Source organism: Chryseobacterium sp. L12, from assembly GCF_056133985.1.
This window is the reverse complement of the sequence record NZ_JBVYOF010000046.1, coordinates 59,126-79,165: the sequence shown is the minus strand read 5'-3', so window position 1 is coordinate 79,165 and position 20,040 is coordinate 59,126. Positions and strand designations below refer to the sequence as shown.

At 33.5% G+C, this 20,040-nt stretch carries 16 protein-coding genes; all 16 read right to left on the bottom strand.

Going from position 1 to position 20,040, the window contains the following annotated elements; genetic code table 11:
* Nucleotides 1-524: 524 nt before the first annotated feature.
* Nucleotides 525-1,919, bottom strand: a complete 1,395-nt coding sequence (locus AC0NBN_RS17935) for a hypothetical protein (RefSeq protein WP_160813499.1) — start codon at nucleotides 1,917-1,919, stop codon at nucleotides 525-527.
* A gap of 2 nt (nucleotides 1,920-1,921) precedes the next feature.
* Entirely contained in the window at nucleotides 1,922-2,476 is a 555-nt protein-coding gene (locus AC0NBN_RS17930; protein WP_474469002.1) for a hypothetical protein, read from the bottom strand.
* 61 nt (nucleotides 2,477-2,537) lie between these two features.
* Nucleotides 2,538-3,557, bottom strand: a complete 1,020-nt coding sequence (locus tag AC0NBN_RS17925; protein ID WP_474469000.1) for a DUF2931 family protein — start codon at nucleotides 3,555-3,557, stop codon at nucleotides 2,538-2,540.
* Between the two features lie 198 nt (nucleotides 3,558-3,755).
* Nucleotides 3,756-4,772, bottom strand: coding sequence for a DUF2931 family protein (locus AC0NBN_RS17920; protein WP_474468998.1), 1,017 nt, complete (start codon nucleotides 4,770-4,772; stop codon nucleotides 3,756-3,758).
* A gap of 73 nt (nucleotides 4,773-4,845) precedes the next feature.
* The gene (locus tag AC0NBN_RS17915; RefSeq protein ID WP_160813017.1) at nucleotides 4,846-6,438 is read right to left on the bottom strand and encodes a phospholipase effector Tle1 domain-containing protein; all 1,593 of its coding nucleotides are present in this window, start codon (nucleotides 6,436-6,438) and stop codon (nucleotides 4,846-4,848) included.
* Nucleotide 6,439: 1 nt separating this feature from the next.
* Nucleotides 6,440-8,335 carry a phage baseplate assembly protein V gene (locus tag AC0NBN_RS17910; protein WP_160813018.1) on the bottom strand — a complete coding sequence of 632 codons (1,896 nt, stop codon included), beginning with the start codon at nucleotides 8,333-8,335 and terminating at the stop codon, nucleotides 6,440-6,442.
* A 48-nt stretch (nucleotides 8,336-8,383) separates the two neighbouring features.
* A complete protein-coding gene (gene tssD / locus AC0NBN_RS17905) occupies nucleotides 8,384-8,773 on the bottom strand; it encodes a type VI secretion system tube protein TssD (protein WP_160813019.1) in 390 nt (129 codons plus the stop codon).
* A gap of 120 nt (nucleotides 8,774-8,893) precedes the next feature.
* A complete protein-coding gene (tssD, locus tag AC0NBN_RS17900) occupies nucleotides 8,894-9,280 on the bottom strand; it encodes a type VI secretion system tube protein TssD (RefSeq protein WP_089740865.1) in 387 nt (128 codons plus the stop codon).
* A 148-nt stretch (nucleotides 9,281-9,428) separates the two neighbouring features.
* Nucleotides 9,429-9,815, bottom strand: coding sequence for a type VI secretion system tube protein TssD (tssD, locus tag AC0NBN_RS17895; RefSeq protein WP_130913105.1), 387 nt, complete (start codon nucleotides 9,813-9,815; stop codon nucleotides 9,429-9,431).
* Between the two features lie 696 nt (nucleotides 9,816-10,511).
* Nucleotides 10,512-11,885: a DUF5458 family protein gene (locus AC0NBN_RS17890; protein ID WP_160813020.1), complete on the bottom strand. Its 1,374-nt coding sequence runs from the start codon at nucleotides 11,883-11,885 to the stop codon at nucleotides 10,512-10,514.
* Nucleotides 11,886-11,903: 18 nt separating this feature from the next.
* Complete coding sequence (locus AC0NBN_RS17885; RefSeq protein ID WP_089740859.1) at nucleotides 11,904-12,353, bottom strand: hypothetical protein; 450 nt, start codon at nucleotides 12,351-12,353, stop codon at nucleotides 11,904-11,906.
* Nucleotides 12,354-12,528: 175 nt separating this feature from the next.
* Nucleotides 12,529-14,358, bottom strand: coding sequence for a type VI secretion system baseplate subunit TssF (locus AC0NBN_RS17880; protein WP_160813021.1), 1,830 nt, complete (start codon nucleotides 14,356-14,358; stop codon nucleotides 12,529-12,531).
* Nucleotides 14,359-14,368: 10 nt separating this feature from the next.
* On the bottom strand, nucleotides 14,369-15,718 hold the full coding sequence (locus AC0NBN_RS17875; protein ID WP_160813022.1) for a hypothetical protein: 1,350 nt from the start codon (nucleotides 15,716-15,718) through the stop codon (nucleotides 14,369-14,371).
* Nucleotides 15,719-15,730: 12 nt separating this feature from the next.
* Complete coding sequence (locus tag AC0NBN_RS17870; protein WP_160813023.1) at nucleotides 15,731-18,445, bottom strand: hypothetical protein; 2,715 nt, start codon at nucleotides 18,443-18,445, stop codon at nucleotides 15,731-15,733.
* Between the two features lie 17 nt (nucleotides 18,446-18,462).
* The gene (locus AC0NBN_RS17865) at nucleotides 18,463-18,942 is read right to left on the bottom strand and encodes a DUF4280 domain-containing protein (RefSeq protein ID WP_160813024.1); all 480 of its coding nucleotides are present in this window, start codon (nucleotides 18,940-18,942) and stop codon (nucleotides 18,463-18,465) included.
* Nucleotides 18,943-18,956: 14 nt separating this feature from the next.
* Nucleotides 18,957-20,018 (bottom strand): hypothetical protein, encoded by a 1,062-nt coding sequence (locus tag AC0NBN_RS17860; protein WP_160813025.1) that lies wholly within the window; start codon nucleotides 20,016-20,018, stop codon nucleotides 18,957-18,959.
* Between the last annotated feature and the right edge of the window lie 22 nt (nucleotides 20,019-20,040).

Here is a 20,040-nt window from a genome sequence, read left to right as displayed (position 1 = left end):
TTATATAATCAGAAATAATAGCAGAAATTTTAGTTAAATATTTGAATTTCAATACCTTAAATATAATAATTTTTCTGCTTTTTTGTATCATAAATTTAATTATTCTTATCCCGAAATCACGTTAAAATAAAGTACAATGTTTATATAAAAAATTTAGAGCTTAGGATTATAAGCTATATAAATATAAAAGACCGAGCAAAGAAGTAGAAGAATTATCAAAATATTCGATATATAAAAATATTTATTTAAAAACTTTAGTATTTTTAATCTTAGTACTAATAAAATTATTAAGATTAAAATGCCACAAAAAGTATCAAAGCCATGAGGAATTGTATAAATTTTTAGTTTTGATAATATCCAAATTAAAGTTCCTGTACTTAAATAAAATAATATGAAATATAAATTGATATATACACAATAAATTGCCAATGTTTTTAAGTACTCTTTTTTCAAAGCAAAAAATGAAAAAAAAAGAAATCATTTCAATACATAAATTAAGTATTATAAGTGGGATGAAAAGCATATTACAAATCTTTTGAGGTTTTTTTATTTAAATGCATTTTGTTCCAATCTTCTATTGATATATTCTCGTAAAGTTTTTCAATATAAGCATCTTCCTCTAAAAGTTCACTGTAAGTATATAATGCTGATTTTAAATTATTTTTGAAATAATATCCATTATTATCCAAATCTACCTCAATAGTAATGTCAACATTTCCAAAATAATCAGGCATATTCCATATTAGTTCTCCTGATAATTCAAATTCGTTTAAAGGGGTATAGGTGTGTAGAAAAAAACGTGTTCCATGCGAATCCTCTATAAAAGCTTCATAAGCTGGGAATTCCTTACCATATCCCACTCCTTTTATATTGAGTGTTTTATTGTCATGGTCAAGTGTCAGGCGGACTAATAATTTCCAGGCTATATCAGGAGCCGGCATTACCATAGGATCAGAACCTTCAATTTCCATATTTACAACTCCTTTTTCTCCTGAAGAATTAATAAAACTGTGTTCTCCATAGTATTCTGAATGAGAGGGTGATTCATTAATTTTATGTCCTGTTGAAAAGTCTAAAGGTAGAAAAAACCATTGTCCTCTGGTCATATTACAAATTGCTATTGTTTTATCTGCGATAATATCATTATTATAGTAATCGAATTCAATTTTTTGATATAATCTTGAAATGACTTGTCCACTAGCCTTTAATTTTTTATATCTCGTTTCTAGGTTATCTTCTGATGTTTCCAAAAAATTATCTACAAGAGAAAAGCTTCTTCCATCTCCATAAAAATTATTCGGTCTTAGCTTATCAAAAATCATATTTCCAAATTTATCCCATGGAGCAAAAGATCTTTGGTGCATTTTTAATGGAAACAGAGTATTATAGACTTTTAAATAGTTGCTAGTACTATCTGGGAGATCTACGGTTTTTTTATAAATACATCTAACAAAATATTCTACTTCATCTCCTTCACTTTCTATTAATGACAATGTTCCTTTTCCTAATGTCCACTCTATTGTTACAGTTTCATTTTCTTGTTGTATTGTAATTTCTTGATTAGGATAGTATGCTTTTATATCTAATTCATTATTAGATAATACTCCATCGTAATCAATTATTTTAAATATAAATTTATCATTTTTAGGTATATTTCTTGTTTCAATGTGAAATCTTATTGTATCCCCAATCCGTGCTTTTGTAATTGCATTGTCATTTTTATCAGTCCACCAACCTTTTACAAAATATTGCCCAGTAGATGGTGCTTCTTTCGGCTCTCCAATAATTGTACCCCCATCTGCGGTAAAGTGGCTGCCTTTTACTGCATAAGCATGAAAATCTTCAGTAAAAACTTCCCAAGTCTCGGTTTCTATCGTATTGCTTCCACCAATTATTCTAGTAATATTACCGCCTGCCATAATTAGTGTAATTTTGAGTTCTCTCCACTATTGTTATTAAAAGTACCTTTGGTATGAATTTCATTCTTTTCTTCCGAAATTATCTTCTTCTCTTTAGACTGGTCTGTCACTTTTTGAGCTTTAGATTTTCTCTCACCTTTCGCTACTTCCATAATATTCGCTGCCATCAAAGAATAATCCGCAACCGCATTCTGCATCATCATGGCACCTGCAAAACTACTGTGATTCATACCTGCAGTCTCAGAAATATTCATTCCTGCAGAAGCTGTTATATTCATTCCTGCAGTGATAGTTACATTCTCCCCCGCCGTAAAACTCATATTCTTCGGTGCATTCACATTAATATTTCCAGCACCATCCATTAAATATGTATTCCCACTCGGGTCTTCTATAAAAACAGAACCTTCCGCGTCATTCAGAATAATCTTGGTTCCGCTTCTTGTATGAATCACTTTCTTGTCGTTTCCACTTGTATGATAAGAACTCGTTTCTGAGCCATTATAATGCGTTCCCATTACAAACGGTTTTTCTGCATTCTGAGATTCATGACTTACCAAAACTTTTTCCCAAATTTCAGGGATAAAATGAAACCTTTGAAAAATAAAAAAGGTTTTTACTTTATTTATAGCTCTCCTTATAATCCCCTTCCCATTGGTAAATACGAATACTGTCAGTTTCCAAAAGTTTACCATTAAGCAAAATCTCAATTGAATTATTGTCATCCGAAATTTGTACCTGCATATCTATTTTACCCTTTTCTTTTTTAAAAGCTTCATTGGTTTTTTCCCAATCGAAAAAAGCTCTTGCATTAAACTTTTCAGACTTTTCTTTCCCCGTCTCCCAAAAAAATACCATTTCCTGAGGAATAGCTCGCTGTTTATAAGGCATATCCAAAACCCAAGGTCTTAATGCGCCTTCTTTTTCACCATTAAAAGTGTAATTAAGAATTTCAAATAATCTGAATTTAGGGTTTTGAGAAGAAACCACAGGACGCCATTGATAACGGATTCTGTAATTATCCCATTTCTGAGAAGATTCTTGAGGGCTTGGATATCCTCCAATTTCTTTCATAGTTTTGTAGCTGAATTCTGTAGTTACTCTAAATATTTTAGTGTAATTTTCTTTAGCTTTAGCTATTTCCTCTTTATTGGTGATAATTATTGCCTGATAACGCCCAAGTTCAATACGTGTATTTCCAAAATTAAGCCACACCACAACCATCCCTTTTGGAGCAAAACCGAAAACTAAGGTAGAAAAACTATCGTAAGAATTAGTACCATTTGAAGCTTTATACCCTCTTCCCAGCCTTTTATATTCCTGTGTTTCACCTTTAAGATCATCCCAAACTGAATAAGCACGCTCCATATAATCTTTTATGGTATCTACAGGGAAATCTACATTTAATCTGTAAAAAGCATCTTCGTAGGGAGAATAATACGTGATATCTGCACCAATAGGCGTTCCGTACTGTTCTGTCCAACCTTTTCCGGAATCTCCCCATCGTCCGGAAGAACCACCATATGGCAGTCCTGCAGGAGTACCTTCCAATGTTTTAATTTTATCTGCTACAGGTTCTATTCTATATTTTGTTGATGGAGAACATATCTCCACCTGAAAAGCCATTTTTTTATCTCTCATTTTTTGACATTGTATTAATTGAACACAAAATATAAAGCATACAATATTTTGAAAAATGTATTTTAATTTTATATTATCCATCCTGTATATTTCTTTTACGCTCTTTTCCATTCGCTACTTTTCCTATTCTTGATCCTAAACCAAATTTGGTAACGCTTGCTGACCAGTAAAGATATTGATTTCTTAAAGGCTTTTATTTTACTTATAGCTCTCCTTATAATCTCCTTCCCATTGGTAAATACGAATACTGTCAGTTTCCAAAGGTTTGCCATTAAGCAAAATCTCAATTGAATTATTGTCATCCGAAATTTGTACCTGCATATCTATTTTACCCTTTTCTTTTTTAAAAGCTTCATTGGTTTTTTCCCAATCGAAAAAAGCTCTTGCATTAAACTTTTCAGACTTTTCTTTCCCCGTCTCCCAAAAAAATACCATTTCCTGAGGAATAGCTCGCTGTTTATAAGGCATATCCAAAACCCAAGGTCTTAATGCGCCTTCTTTTTCACCATTAAAAGTGTAATTAAGAATTTCAAATAATCTGAATTTAGGGTTTTGAGAAGAAACCACAGGACGCCATTGATAACGCATCCTATAGTTATCCCATTTTTGAGACGTTTCTTGAGGGCTTGGATATCCACCAATTTCTTTCATAGTTTTGTAGCTGAATTCGGTAGTTATTCTAAATATTTTAGTGTAATTTTCTTTAGCTTTAGCTATTTCCTCTTTATTGGTGATAATTATTGCCTGATAACGCCCCAGTTCAATACGTGTATTTCCAAAATTAAGCCATACTACAACCATCCCTTTTGGAGCAAAACCGAAAACTAAAGTAGAAAAACTATCGTATGCTTTTCCACCACCTGACTCATAACCTCTGCCTAATCTTTTATATTCCTGAGTTTCATCATCCTTATCATCTTTTCTCGAATAAGCACGCTCCATATAATCTTTTATGGTATCTACAGGGAAATCTACATTTAATCTGTAAAAAGCATCTTCGTAGGGAGAATAATAAGTGATATCAGCACCAATAGGTGTTCCGTACTGTTCTGTCCAGGTTGATCCGGAATCTCCCCATCGCCCGGAAGAACCACCATATGGTAATCCTGCAGGAGTACCTTCTAATGTTTTAATTTTATCTGCTACAGGTTCTATTCTATATTTTGTTGATGGAGAACATATCTCCACCTGAAAAGCCATTTTTTTATCTCTCATTTTTTGACATTGCATTAGTTGAATACAAAATATAAAGCATACAATATTTTGAAAAATATATTTTAATTTTATATTATCCATCCTGTATATTTCTTTTACGCTCTTTTCCATTCGCTACTTTTCCTATTCTTGGTCCTAAACCAAATTTGGTAACACTTGCTGACCAATGAAGATATTGATTTCTTAAAGTTTTAAGATCATTAGGATCAATAAAATTCTCATACTGTAATGTTTTTAACTTTTCAGTATAATTTCCTGAAGAATTGGTTCTGTTATATTCTTCCACATATCCGCTTCTCAGCTGAGTACAAGCGTTCATATATCCTAATAGCTGATTGTATACTTTCATTAAAAATACGTCTTGGATTGTGTGAGATTTAAGTGATTTTTCATCATACTTTACCTCAAATTGCTTTGAATAATGAAACATACTGTTAAGAGCAACTTTATCATAAGTATTATAGAGTTTTTTTCTTGTGCCAGTTAAAATATGTCTGGCATCTACACCATGCACATGTGGAGAAATCCTTCTGGTGAATATTTCATCAGGTTGATACCAACCTTCTTCTATCAGGATTTTTCTATATCTCTCACATTTTTCCGTGCTTCCTTCTTCTGTAAAGAGATCAACACTTTCCTTGCTTCCATTAACGTAGCATCCTCCGATGTCAGAATGAACCCCGGGTAAGGTAAATTCTAATCCTTTTACACCTGAATTTTTGATATTTGTCAAATCAAAATTATCCCGAAATTCATCATCAGCAGCAATCTGCAGAACAAAATAGGCTTTGGATACATCATCCAAACCTAATTGCTTTGTATCATTATCTATTACAGGAACACCGAAAACTTCTTTTCCTCTATGGTCAACACCATAGGAAGCTACCGTATCATATAGACCAACAAAATTAAAGGTTATTTTTTGTGGCAAAACCTCCCAATATCTTAAACAAGCTCCAAAATAACCGTGCTTCAGAACAAGCTCGTCATCTTGATTTACTTCAATTCGTTTTCCTTCAGCTTCGTGTGGAGGAAGTGCCATCCCTTTTTTCTCAGACGATTTAAGAACTCGACAGGGGTTAGTAGCAATATGTACAAAATGCCTTGCTGCAGTGGCACCTCGACTAAAACCATAAACATTTACCTTAAGATGAATATTTTTTCCCGCATACCCCTTCAAAGCTTCAGCTCCTTTTACACAACCTTTCGTTACTTTTGCAGGAACACCCGTATCTCCGGTTCCTAAACCTACACCGGGCAATATGGTATCACTCTCCATATCTGTTGTTCCTATTCCTTCAATATAAACCCTAATTTGGTTTTCCGCATTTGGATCTATAGCGTCATATCCTCGTGCCACATTAGAAAAATCGTTGGTATAACTATCATCTTCATGATTGGATTCTTCATAATTTCTGCCAAGAGTAGTATTTGTTTTATTGTTTTGTGTTCCGTCAAAAAAAAGATTGAGACTTACATCGATAAGATTTGTTGGCCTGTCATTAGGATTTACTTTTTTGGGGTTGTTGTATTTTATCCCTTCTTCATTTCCTTTCTGTTCTACGGAAGTAATAGTATTATAAATGATATTCTCTTTGGAAAATGCCGAATAATCTCCTTTTACCTGAGTTTTTATTTTTCCTTCTACAAAATATTCGATACTCATATCAATAATTTTTGGATTTTTCTCCGCTGTTATTCTGTACTTCCTTTTCAGCGTGATGTTCTATTTTATTTTCACTACTTACTTCCATACCTTTTATAGCAACAGTTTTATGTTCTTTATCAGCAAAAGTTTCCATATCTCCTTTTATGTAATGGGTCATTTTCCCAATAACATTGGTAATAAAATCAGTCCCTACATTATTCATACTCATCATCCCTACACTAACGGTCTTATTCATACCAATCGTTTCTGAGGAATTCATACCCACATTCGTTGTTATATTATGTCCCACATTGATATTCATATTTTTACCTGCTGTAAACGTCATATCATTCGGTGCATTCAAATTAATATTTCCAGCACCATCCATAAGATAGGTATTCCCACTCGGGTCTTCTATAAAAACAGAACCTTCCGCATCGTTTAAAATAATCTTCGTTCCACTTCGGGTGTGGATTACTTTTTTATCATTTCCACTTGTATGATAAGAACTCGTTTCTGAGCCATTATAATGCGTTCCCATCACAAAAGGTTTCTCCGCATTTCCACTTTCAAAGCCCACCAAAACTTCCTCGCCAATCTCCGGAATAAAATGAAAACCTTTACCTGCTCCAGAGTGGGGCTGTATCAATCGTATCCACGGTGTCATCTGGTTTTTCTCTTCCTGCCAAGGGAATTGCACTCTCACTCTGCCCATTCCCATAGGATCATTGTTGTCCAATACTCTTGCAGACTGGGCTTCGCATTTAGGAAAAGCTTCGGTGTCAATGTAAGGTGCTGCATTAAACAAATCTGGGATAGCGGTAAACTCATTATAATATTCGCTTGGGTCGTGGATGTGTTTGATCTCGATGATACGGTAGGTTTCCATCGCTTTGCCATTAATATCCGAAAGTTCCACGCGACCTCCGATTCTTACCGCAGGATTGTAGCTTCGGGCTTTGATGTGCATAAGGTTTTCGCGTTTTTCTTTTTCTAAACGAAGTGCTTGTTGCATTTCCCATTCTGATCCGCTACTGATTCCCGTATGGTTGAAGTACATTTTTGGCTTCTTTTTGAAGATGTTTTTCGAACGGTTTATTGCAACGCTTTGGAAAAGATTTGCCTTGAACTCGCTTTGCTGAGATGTACCGTCTTTTTCTATTCTAGCTCCGGTTTGGGCATCATAACTCATCAATCCAAAATCCTGCGCACCGATTTTTAAAGAAAAGGTAACATCCATTAAATCATCGCCTTCTCGTAATTTTAGGGTAGGCTGTGTTCCTGCTCCGAAAACCAGCTCTTCGCCATTGTAATAGAAAAACTCGCCGTGGCGTATTGCCAGCCTGCGAATGAACTGATAATCTGACTCTTTGTACTGAACGGTAAAGGGATGAGCGTATTTTACGTTGGGTAAATCTACCTTTATCTTAGCTTCTCTTGGATAAATTTCACAAACTTCACCAATGATCTGTTCTAACGTTTTGTCTTCAAAACTTTGGCAGTCCTGTCCGCTTTCCAACAGAATACTCGGGGAAAATCCTGTGATAATCAAATCACCATAACCACCACCTTCATTCTTCGCATTGTCAACTCCGCCAATAATTCCGCTGAACGATTGCTGAATTTTCCCCCATTGCCAGAAATTAATGGTAATGTTGTTACCAAGAATATTTTTGGAGTTTTCCAGCACATACCCTTTAAAACTATCCAAAGCATCATCTGGAACGGTAATAGAAAAAGTATCGTGATCTGCTGTTTTCTGATGAAGCTCTGTGTTGTAACTGTTTTTCAGGAGAAACTCTTTGCCATCCATCATAAAAAGACAATAGACATTGGGATTCTTAGGATCATTAAGCTGTTCTTTGAAAGATCGTGATGTTCCGAATATAGAAAGGTTAAAAGGTTCGTTTTCCATAATTTGTGTTGTGTTGTAAATTTAAAAAAAATGAATATTAACACTTGATTATTCACTCCAAAGCTTTTCGTGATGGGCTCCGTTCACATTAAATGATTTTGCCATCAGCTGCATTTCGATTTGTAAAGGTTCATTATTATTCGAATCAAAATGTTCTGTGAACTGTACACAGAAGGCTTTTTCAAAGATAAGTTCCTGCAATTTGCTCATTGCATCTCTTCGGTAATAAACAATTTTTCCATTTTTGACCTGGCTATGATCAAGCATCCAGCTCAATAATTCGGGATTCCCTGTGCTTTCTATACGGATGATGATTTCACCGCCTTTTGGCATTCCTTTCGGTTTTCCTGTTGTGTCTATTGGCTGTACAAATGTATACTTGCATTCCAGTATATTGTAGGTATTACCGTCTAATTCTAATTTTGATAAAAACGACATATTGTAGTTGTTGGTTGATGATTGTCTGTAGATGGATTTTAACTTATCCGCATTGAAACAAGTTCCTAAAAGCAAAAAAATGGGTAATGTAAAGATTACCCATTTTTATTATTCAATGAGTTACACCCATTCATTCTCGTACGCTCCGCTTCCCATTTCTATTTTTCTTGCAGAAATAGTAAAGGTTTCTGTGAGTGGATTATCCCCTACCGAATCAAACTTCTCTTTGTGTTTCACCAAATAGGCTTCAGAGAATTTTAACTCTTTCAGCGTTGCCTGGCTGTCTCTTTTGTAGAATACAACACTTCCGTCTTTTCTTTCGAAAGAATTGGTCATCCATTCGAATAAATTTGTTTTGCCTGTACTCTCTACAGTTACTTCTATTTTACCACCTCTGGTAATGGTTGATGGTCTTCCCGTAGCGTCAGTTTCCTGAAATAAACCGTAGTTTATGTTTAATACATTGTATTTTTCTCCTGCTACATCTAATATGGCTTGAAATGACATAATTGTAAATTTTAATTGTTATAATTTGATTTGTTACTTTAAACCTTTTAACCGTTGAATTTTGAATAGATTAGGATACAATTGAAACTATTTCAATAAATCCCTATCTGAACAATATTGGTTTAAAGAAATTAAATGAAAGTTTGGGTTATACCCACTCATTGGTATGCTTTGCATTACCCATTTCTATCTCTCTTGCAGAAAGTACGAAAGTTTCCGTCAATGGATTTTCTCCGGATGCATCAAAATTTTCCGTGTATTTCACGATGTATGCTTCTTTGAACTTCAGTTCCTTCAAAGTAGCATCACTGTCTCTTTTGATGAATTTTACTACTCCGTCTTTTCTCTCAAATGAATTGGTCATCCACTCAAAAAGATCGGTTTCCCCGGTTCCTTCTACGGTAATAAAGATTTTACCGCCACGGGTTACGGAAGAGGGTCTTCCTGTTTTGTCGGTCTCCTGTAGCATTGCGTATTCTACAGATAATACATTACGCGTTTTTCCTACGCAGTCGAAAATGGTCTTAAATGACATAATTAATATATTTAGGTTTAACTTTTTATACTACCAAAAATGGAATATATTCTTTATGATGCTTTTTTGTTCGAAATATATACTTTACAAAAACCAAATATGGAATATATTCTTAATGAGGTGAAATTAATTCTAAATTTTCACTCTCCTGTAGAAATATCTACATAGCAAATGTAGAAATATTTTTTAATCCTGCAAACAGTTTTTCATCTATCAAATTTTTGTAATCGCAATATTATCAATAAATTACAAATCAATTTTGAAAAATAATTCAATGAAAAATAAGATTAACATCTGCATAAAACAAATACAAATTATTTCATGATATAAATAATTTATTATCATTGAATTATTCGTAATGGATTAAAATTTTACTTAAAACAGGTTTGTAGATAAATATCTACAAAATTTGACAAAATTCCCTTGAGATTTTACCAAAAAACACATTTATACATTAAAATGCTAGTTGAATAATTAGAAATTGTAAAATACAGGAAGATAATCTGACCTTGAATTAAATTTCAATGTAAAATATCTTAAACAATTTTACTTTCTGACCATCAAAGTGTTCTTTTCTTAAAGAACAAAATAGTGTATCATTTCCAAAGAATTTACCCATATTTTATCAAAAAAAGCACAGAAGCAAAACCGCTTCTATGCTTAAAAACACAAATGATATTAAAGAAATAAACTCTTCTATTTTTGTTCGTATTCGGTATCCCATTCGTTTCCGTCATCGCCTTTATGCCCATCCATTTTGATAAGGAAGTTTTTAGCCGGGAAGTATGGTTTCATATGGATATCCAAATGTATTCTGTCTTTTTGTACAGGATCTTGCTCAAATTTTCTAATCTCGAAATTTTCAATCAGTTTTCCTGGACCGGTAATTCCGTCAAGGAAACGAACAATCTGATTCATAATTTCTTTTCTGGTCACCGCAGTAAAGTTTTCAAAAGCTCTTCTGTTTAAGAAGTCCATCAATACCTTGGTTACATAATCAAATACTCTTACTACAGAATAGGTCTGAAGTCCTAAATTATCTCCGTTGAATAAGGTTTTACCAGAGAATGCCATTACTTTTCCGTATTCGTTGACCATCGGGATCAATCCCAGATTTTCAAGATTGGCAATCTCACTTTTCTTTAAATCAAATTTAACTCCGTCAACTTCATTGATTCCTCCAAATTTTTTCCCTGCGGTAACTTGTGACATCAGCGTTTTATATACTTTTCCTGCCAATGCTCCCGATGGCGGAATGAAAAGATCATCCAATTCGTCAATTTCTTCAAATCTTCCTCTTCCAACAAGCCAGTTACAGGTCATCAGTACATTGGAACGATAAATATCGCCTCCGGTAAGGTAAGCCTGATCAAACATTTCCATCACATCATCCGGTTCGTCCAGGTGTTCAAAATCGGTTACCAGCATCACTTTATTCTGGTGTGCAATTTTCGCCCATTTTTCTACCACAGTATTAGATCCCAAATATCCCGGAATAACCAAAAGTCCGTAATTGTTTTTAAGATCTAAACGGTCATAATTATCCGATAATTCTGCGTGGATGGTATCAATAAAACGGGTGTTGTCTAAGTCTTTAAGCTGTTCTAATGTTGCATTGACAACGGTTACATTCTTTACCTTATCTGATTCTGTATTTTTATAAAACAGTGCAACTGTTCTGTAATTGCCTTCCAGCTCTCTGGTAGCATCTACCGCTTTAGACAAGTTTTTAGAAAGCAGTTCTTCTGCTGATTTTCTTTGGTCTTCGCAATGTGCTACCATATCAGTAAGAGAATCGCTTTTACCGATAACACTTGCCCAAAGCTCTAAGGTTTTTTTGAGTGTTTCTCTTTCTTTTTCTTTCCCTTTTTCGGTAAGGAAGATTTTTCTTCTTGCTTTTCTGTCCGGGTTGATATTTTGAACATTTTCAATGGATGTTTCCAATAAATCAAAACCTCCGTAACGGGCAAGTTTTTCTATGGATTTATCTAATGATACCTGTCCTCCTTTTTTTTGCTCCAAAACAGGAGCTTCTACTGACTGTTGTGTTTCTTGCTGTTTTTGTGACATTGTAATTTGTGTTTTTGGTTATTTGTTTTCTTCTAATTCTTTTATGAGTGATTGCAACGTATCCTGAAGTGCTTTCTTAGCATCCGGATCTTCCAACGCGGCTTTAAGAATTTTGTTGGTTTTCAGTTGTTTTACAATCTTCTGGTACTGGTCTTTTTCTGTTTCCAGACCGGTAAGAAAACTACTCTGTGCCGTAATTCCTTTTGTTCCGAAATCTCCAAGATTTTTGAATTTCAGGTTTTCCATTCGGATAGAACCGTTCGCATCTTCAAAATCTACTTTGACTTCCGGTTTGTAATGTTCAAAAACTTTTTCTACTGTAGTAAGCCCTTCTACTAATTCTGGTTTTACAGGGTCATCTGCAGTAAGTTTCTGTGCGAAAAGTGTTCTGTTTTGTGGGATTTCGAAAATCGCTTCACTTGCGTCTAGTGGTACTTCATTACCACCAATTCCTTTGTTTGTTAACATAGTATATGGTTTAAAATTGTTGGTTTTTAATTCTAATCCAAAGATGGCATCGTAATTTCCACAAAAGAAAAGCTGAAACGAAAATTATTCGGGCTTTGTAAGGAATTTAAAGATTTCATCAATGTGTGTTTTTTTTATTTATATAAATATATGAAATTTTGATTAATACAAAACTTTATTTTTCAAATAATCGGTATGGATAAATATTGGCAGATGCATTTTTCAGTTTTAATGAAAAACTGTCGCACAAATAGTTCCATTCGGATTCTTCAACTGCCACTGCATTTTCTTTGTTCCGGATCAGAAAAACGTCTATCGTTCTGCTAAACCCTCCCTTCAAAGACACTTCTTTTTTGGTTCCTTTCTTCACTTCAATCCCCGTAATGGTGTTCTTGAAGTGATTCATCCCGAAAGCTCTTATATCGGCTACGGTAACAATTCTTCCTCGGGTAAGAAGTGCGCTCCTGTATTCCAGAATTTTATCCTGTGAGGACAGTTTTTTTCTTCCTCCCACAGAGGTTTGTATCATTACAGCAGTGGGATTCATTGAGCGGTTTCCTTTGTTTTCTTCTGTCATTATCGTGCCCGGTTTTAGATTATTCGCTTCCTCAGCTGCTGTTGACCAATAGGAAATTGTACAATTAATTTCTGATGTTTCGTTTCCTGAAGAAATAATAAGATACGGATTGTTGGCTTCTGTAAAATTTTTCTCTTTGGCGACCTGATGAAGTGAGGCCACGTGTTGGTTGATTTGTTTTAGAGTTTCGTTAACTGAATTGATACCCATTGCAGCAAAAGCCGCAGTTTCATCTTTAATGAGTTCCAAAAGATATTGTAAAAGCTCTGAAGCATTTCTGCGATCAAATCGGGAAACACCGCCTTTTCTTAACATAGCAGTCATTCCTTCATTTTCTGTATCGTAATTTTTTATGTCCAGTCTTTTCCCATTACGGTCATCAGAGACATAATCCAAGTCTAAGAAATAGTCTTTTTCATCAATCGGAATAATATTAAGCCGTCCTTTAATTTTGCGACCAATGTCTTTATTTCGGATATTAAGCATAGGAACGCAATTCAGAGAAAAACGTATATTTTTTAATATATCTGGTACAATGGCTTCTGAAAACCGGAATTTCAGCCAGATGACATCCTCTTCTTCTCCTGCTCTGTGATTCGGAAAGTTCTTAGGGAATAGTTCTTCTTTTTCTGGTTTTGCTGAAAAATCAATTTTACCTTTCAGAGTAAAAAAATTGCCTGCATAATATTGGTTGACTTCGTTATAGATATATTCCAGATCAGAATAATTTTTGGTAATGATGTTTTCAAGATTTAAACCTTCATTCTCTACGTTGTAACCTTCTTTAAAGTCATATTCTTTGTCTGCAAAATAAACCTTTACCTGATGGAGGTAGTAAAAGAACAACTCTTTTTGATAGGTATTATTTATGTCAATAAAAAACATCAAATCTTCTACACTTTCTTTGTTGGGAGAATGAATACCCAGCCACAGTTCTCCGGAAGGAATGTGCATTTCTGCTTTTCCAACAGCATCTTCAAAGAAGAAGCTTTCGACTTGATTTAAAGTATCAGCATAGGCAATATATTTCACTTTTGCCGTAGTCAGTTTCGCTTCTATGGAAGGACTGAAATAGACATCTTTACTTGTGCTTTCCGCAGGATTGTATATATTCTGCTTTCGTATGGATGTTTTAAAACTGTTATAGAGGGAGATTTTAGCATTGTTTTCCAATGGGCTTACCTGTAAAAGTGTTCTTGCCGGAACGACTCCCGAAACTTCCTCTGGAAACATTACCTCTAAAACTCTTTCGATAATCCTGGCTCGTGAACTTTCTAATTCAAAACCTAATTTTTCCAACTCGGCTGCACAGGCAGACAGTAACAAACTGATGACAGGATCAAAAGAGGTTTCTGCTTCCAATTCATTGTAACCCCACATTCGGGCGGCTCTTCTTAATATGCGGTCTTTTATGCGGTCTTGATTCATTTTTTATATTTTATCCAAATAAATTATCCCAAAATCCTTTTTTCTTTTTATTCTTTACCTCATCTTCATCGGCAAGGAAAGTGTATTTCTTTTTTTCTATTTCTTGTTGTTCTTTTTTTAACTCTTCTGTTGCCAAATAACCTGTTATGCCGTTTACTTTTACAAAATCCCAACCCGAAACTTGGTGCAAATATTCTATATCTCCTTTTACTATAACTTCTTGAGCGTAGCTTTGGAAATCTGGGCGGTCATACAACAGATAGGAGGTAGAATGGCTACTGGTATCATATTCTATTTCATCTTCATCAGGAAATTGATATATAACCTCTACATATTGTTTTAATTTTTCAAAATTAAAGAAGTTATTTTTTTTCAAAAACTCTATATAATCTGGAGAATTATCTAATTTTTCTTGTATGTATCCTAAGATTCCAACTTGTAATGTCTTGTCATATAAGTAAGCTATTGTTTCATCTGGATTGGTATAGTTATTCTTCTGGTCTTCTATTTTTTGTATGATTTCAGAAATGCTATTATAACCGTTACCCTCTTTTGCATAAGAAAAATCTTCTACTTTACCACCATAAACAAGATTTTCTATATCATCCATTATACCCTTTCGTAACAGGTATTTACTATTTTCTGAGTTATATGAAAATAGTAGGTTATGTACACTATTTTGGTTGGAAAAATCAAATTCTTTAAAAATATTTTTTACGAGTTCTTTGTCTTTGTTATAACCAAAAGTTATCAATAGTGTTTTTAAAAATTCTTTGTCATTAAATAATAACCAAGCTAAATCACCTTTGCTATTGTTGAATAAGTATTTGTTGCGAGCAATAATATTTTGTGAAATATTTATTTTATATGTGCCATCTTTATTGATTTCAATAATATCTCCCAAAAGCGGCAATTCTGAAATTAAGCCATATTTTTTCATGAAAAATATGTGATTATAGGTATAATCATACTCTGTTTGTCTTAATGTTTTCTTATCTTCATCTGTATTCGATGGGATGAGATATGTTTCAAAATTTTTATGTTTAATTATATTTTGATTTTTTTCATCATTAAATTTGAAATTAAAAATAGTTTTAATTTTTTCTTGATACTCAGCATCAGTAGGTACTTTATATCCATTGTTAATTAACCCTTTTTGTAATACCTGCCCTCCTAATTCTATATCCTCGTCCGTAAGGTTGTAAAGATGAGAAATATCTGTATCGTCCTCTGCTAATTCAATTTTTTCTTGAAGTTTTAGATGTTTTTTTATTAGTTCTATATCTAACATATCTTTTTCTTTTTTTGTTTGACAACTAAATAAGGTAATTGTCATAATTGAAATTATTATTGTTTTCATAATCTTTAAATTTTAGCGTAATCCCAAGTGAAAATGGTCTTGATGAACGTTCATCGCTTTTCCAGTCGTATTTTTAATGCCTTTTTTATAGGCATAATTTTTAATAAACTTCCATTTGACAGCTACCGAGATTATATTTTCCAGTTCAGCGACAAATGTAGCCTCATTCTTATAAGCTTTCATAGCATCTCTCCAAAAGGTTTGACCTCCATTTCCACTTCCAGGATATCTTATATCAACATCATTTCCAGCAAGATTATGACCAGAATGTCCTATATTTCTTCCATCGTTTGCAGAAATATCATTAAAATATAGCATTTTTCCATATCCGTTTTTAGGTAGAGAATAGAAGAATCCTAAAAGAGCAGCGCATACTTTTTGATTAACCCAATTATCTCCACCTTTATCTCTTGTTCCAAACCTTCCCCAATTTGGACCAGACTCTGGAAAAGGCAATAAATTATGTTCGTTTTTTTCTAAGTTATATGTTTTAATTAAAACGTTATTTTGATAAACGTCATATTGATATTTATTACTTTCTTTGTTTTCCTTAATCATCGAATATGTAAAGTCTTGTGTATCAATTTTATATAAATTGATTTCACCTTTTTCAGCCTTAGTCCCTTTTATTTTTTGGCACTCATTTACTTTTAAAATTTCCACAGCTTTCTTAAAATACCGTTGTCTTTCTTTTAAACCATCCAAAGCGGGGTTAATCAATGCTGTCAAATTTTTAACCGCACCATTACTAGCTTCTGTAGCTACGTTATTAATGTTATGCTTACCCCAAAAAGCAAGAGCAGAAGTGATTGCGTCTTGAGGATTTTTTTTTAATTTATATGGATTATCTCCATCCGTCCAATCGTATTTAGTGCCAAAGATTTTGTTGGCATATTTTTCTAATTCTTCGTAATTTCCCTTCCAAGTAATCTGTTTAAATCCTTTACCACTATATCTCCATCCATCATTAGAATCTGTATGTTTTTTTCCATTAGGATGTGTTTTCCCATAAATAGCATTTGCGACTTCTGGCCAATTTTCTTTTTTCAGTGAAAGTTCAGACAATCGTTCTGCCTCACGCATCCTATTTCTTCCAAATTGTTTAAAATATGAATCGAATATTCCATTCATTCGACTGGCGCTAGAATATTTAAATCTTTCTTGTAAATCATAAAATTTGCTTTCATGTGATATTTGAGCCAAAAAATGAGCTTTAGTAATGCATGTATTTATGCCTACTTTTTTTCTGTATTTATTCAAAAAAGGAAGTGCTTTCTTTATCATCGTATCGTCTTCAATCAAGCATGTTTCTATTCCTTTTGTATCTTTTTTACTTACACATATCGCTTTAATTTGCTCCAAGGTAATATCTTTCTCACAATTACGACATTTATTGTTTGATTTCTCTTCTTGGTTACTACCTTGCACCACCGCTTTACTTCTACTAGTCTCTGGAACTTTATATTTCGCATTGGCATCTACATTTACAGTAGAAGATTTCATGGATATATCCGCAAATTCTATTTCCACAAAAAGTTCTTGATGGTCTGTAAACTCCATGCTATATTCTCCACTGTCGGGATTGTTTCTATTATTTCCTACTTCGCCTGTCTGCTGCATCTCTTTTGTAAGTGAAACATAAACCCATTGCTCATTACCTTTTATGACATGAATATTGGTATATAACAAATCGTGCTTTCCAAAGGTATCATCTTCCCAAATATTAAGCTTGTATTTTTTATTTAAAACATTCTTTGTTTTTATAATAACAAAAATTCCTTCTCCATATTTTGGATTTTGAGTTATTTCTTTTCTGTTTTTGTCTTTAATTTCAACACTTACAATCTGGCCACTTAAATCAGGAACTTTGGTTTTTGCCTTACCAATAGGATATTTAGGAGTCTCCTTCTTTGGAGCAGGAGCGGGTGGTTTTGGTTTTTTATTGGGTGGTTTTGGGATAGTCTTCGGTTGATGGGTAGCTGGTATATTTTTGGACTCTATTTTGGGAGATATGTTAGAAGCAGGATTTTTCAGATTCACATTGTTACTGGCTTCCAATTTCCCGAAATATTCTGCTGTTACATAATATTCATGGGTTTTGCCTTCGGTTTTGTCTCCTGTGGCTACTTGCATATTAGCAATCATAGATGCCATCGTATATTGCGACATATTAAACCTTGCTTCTGCAATGCCTTTTTTTACTTTTGCTGGTACAGGAAATGTATTGATTTTATTGAGTTGGTTTACTTTATTATGCCCAGCTCCCTTAGCATCGTCTTCCCAAAGAGTAAAAAATAAGTTCTCTCCTTCCATATCGGTGCAATAGGCTTTGGCATATAAAATATCTGCATAACTCAATGGTTGGGTTACTTTATGCTTATTAACATCTAGAAGTTCAATTTTGTTTATTTTGGGTTGCTTGGCTGGTTTTGTTTTTATGATAAGTTCTCCTTTATCATTTCCCTTGGTTACAACTAATTTTATTCCTTTTCTTGTAAGGCTTTTTTGGTTGAAGGTATAGCTTACAGAATCTCCCGCTTTGGAATTGCCATCAGTCTTTCTCCAATTCCCTCTTTCTAAAACATGAATTTCCCAATGAGCCACTTCTTGGTGATTTGTAAAAACAGGAGACTGAATGGTTGCAATTTGAAATGCCTTGAAAATGCTATACTGTTGAGGGCTTCCAATTTCTGGATTATTATTGCCTATAATACTAATTTTTTCCATTGTGGTTGTCAGTTTTTTTATGAATAAAAGTCATCACCGTCTAAATCATCTACAAATTCATCTAAATCTACCAGTGGATTGATCTGGTTGTGGATTGTAGGATTCGTATTTTTAAAATTTTGTTTACTAAGTTCAGCTTTTTGGCCGTGATCCATTACTTTTATTTTTCCACCAACAGCACATTGTAGTTCTGAGATTTCTGTAAGGCAACTTTTTTCCATTACCTTTACTTTTTCGTAGGTTTTTTTCCATTTTCCTGCTGCAGAAAAACTACAAGGTTGGTTGTTTTTTAATGCACAATTCCCAAACGGAATTGCTACTGGAGTGAACTGAACATCTTCTTCTGTAACTGCCAAATAATCTGTATTACCACTATCGTCATTCCAATAATGTTTCTGGTGGCTTGTTACTTTAAAGCTAGGAAATTTAGTTCCTTTATCGCACATTGCTTTCCCTTTTTGTATAACAAAATGTTTATTTTCGTGATCGTTAGACATATTTTTTTACTTTTTCAACTTTCAATGGCGTTTATTTCTACTTGTATTGTTTCTTCTTCATAAAAATTGGTTTTAAGTTCAATTTTTGCCTCCTTCAATATTTTATCATTAATATCTAAAATATAACTTCCCTCTATGTAAGACTCTAAGACCTCTTCATTTTCCTCTTGTATATTCTCTTCATCCGCTTCCCATTTGGCAAGTATTTGTTGTGGAGTTCTAAGGTCAGTACAGTACGCTTTTTGTTTAATATGAATTTCAGATTCTATAATTTGTATTTCCATAGTGTCTTGATAACGTATTCTGTAGGTGTGAAAATTTCGTTCATCATCGTAAATTCCATTCTCATATTTCACATAGGGAGCAAAGAAAAACTGAAGAAACAAATCGTTCAAGATATGTTTACTTAGTCCTTCATTCATAGCTTCATCCATCACTTTGATGTATTTAAGAGAATACGTATCTGAGTAAGAATTCTTTACCTCGTTTTTGAGGTTTTCCCAACGTTTTCTAATTTCTTTTAAGTTGGTAATTACATGTGGTTTAGCAATATCCTTTTCCAATGAAAATTCCAAAGGATATAAAAACTGAATGGCTTCTAATGCCAAATCATTCAGTTTTGTATCAGGCTCTTTGTCATTGATGAGATATTTTCCTTTTTTATACTCTAAAATAGGAAGGTTATTTTCTTCTTTGTTTACATATCTGCAACAAACATCAAAACTTATTTTTTCTGAAACATCGTTTCTGGAACTTTGTACAGTTACCCTATATTGTTTTTTTATGGCAAAAACATCTAGGTAGAGAATGGTGTTTTTTAGATGATTTTGTTCCAGTTGCTTTTTCTCTTTTCTTTTCTTATTTTGATCTTCTATTATGCTATCAATATCAGTTTTTTCAGGAATAAAAATCTCCTGTCTAGCAAAAACAACAGAACCAATGTGGTTTCTGTCTTTTGGGCAATTTTGATTATGAAAATATCGTAACATTTCTACATTGGGAATCTCATATTTAGAAACAATATCTTCAATTGTCTCTCCTTTTTGTACGATATGGGTTTTTATGTAAAATGACATTTTTTTATCCTTGTTTAACGAT

Coding starts and splice junctions, on each gene's coding strand:
- AC0NBN_RS17935 (WP_160813499.1), bottom strand. CDS start 1,919: ATGGCAGGCGGTAATATTACTAGAATAATTGGTGGAAGCAATACGATA.
- AC0NBN_RS17885 (WP_089740859.1), bottom strand. CDS start 12,353: ATGTTAACAAACAAAGGAATTGGTGGTAATGAAGTACCACTAGACGCA.
- tssD (WP_089740865.1), bottom strand. CDS start 9,280: ATGTCATTTCAAGCCATATTAGATGTAGCAGGAGAAAAATACAATGTA.
- tssD (WP_160813019.1), bottom strand. CDS start 8,773: ATGTCGTTTTTATCAAAATTAGAATTAGACGGTAATACCTACAATATA.
- AC0NBN_RS17880 (WP_160813021.1), bottom strand. CDS start 14,358: ATGAATCAAGACCGCATAAAAGACCGCATATTAAGAAGAGCCGCCCGA.
- AC0NBN_RS17915 (WP_160813017.1), bottom strand. CDS start 6,438: ATGAGTATCGAATATTTTGTAGAAGGAAAAATAAAAACTCAGGTAAAA.
- AC0NBN_RS17870 (WP_160813023.1), bottom strand. CDS start 18,445: ATGGAAAAAATTAGTATTATAGGCAATAATAATCCAGAAATTGGAAGC.
- AC0NBN_RS17890 (WP_160813020.1), bottom strand. CDS start 11,885: ATGTCACAAAAACAGCAAGAAACACAACAGTCAGTAGAAGCTCCTGTT.
- AC0NBN_RS17925 (WP_474469000.1), bottom strand. CDS start 3,557: ATGAGAGATAAAAAAATGGCTTTTCAGGTGGAGATATGTTCTCCATCA.
- AC0NBN_RS17920 (WP_474468998.1), bottom strand. CDS start 4,772: ATGAGAGATAAAAAAATGGCTTTTCAGGTGGAGATATGTTCTCCATCA.
- AC0NBN_RS17865 (WP_160813024.1), bottom strand. CDS start 18,942: ATGTCTAACGATCACGAAAATAAACATTTTGTTATACAAAAAGGGAAA.
- AC0NBN_RS17875 (WP_160813022.1), bottom strand. CDS start 15,718: ATGAAAACAATAATAATTTCAATTATGACAATTACCTTATTTAGTTGT.
- AC0NBN_RS17910 (WP_160813018.1), bottom strand. CDS start 8,335: ATGGAAAACGAACCTTTTAACCTTTCTATATTCGGAACATCACGATCT.
- tssD (WP_130913105.1), bottom strand. CDS start 9,815: ATGTCATTTAAGACCATTTTCGACTGCGTAGGAAAAACGCGTAATGTA.
- AC0NBN_RS17860 (WP_160813025.1), bottom strand. CDS start 20,018: ATGTCATTTTACATAAAAACCCATATCGTACAAAAAGGAGAGACAATT.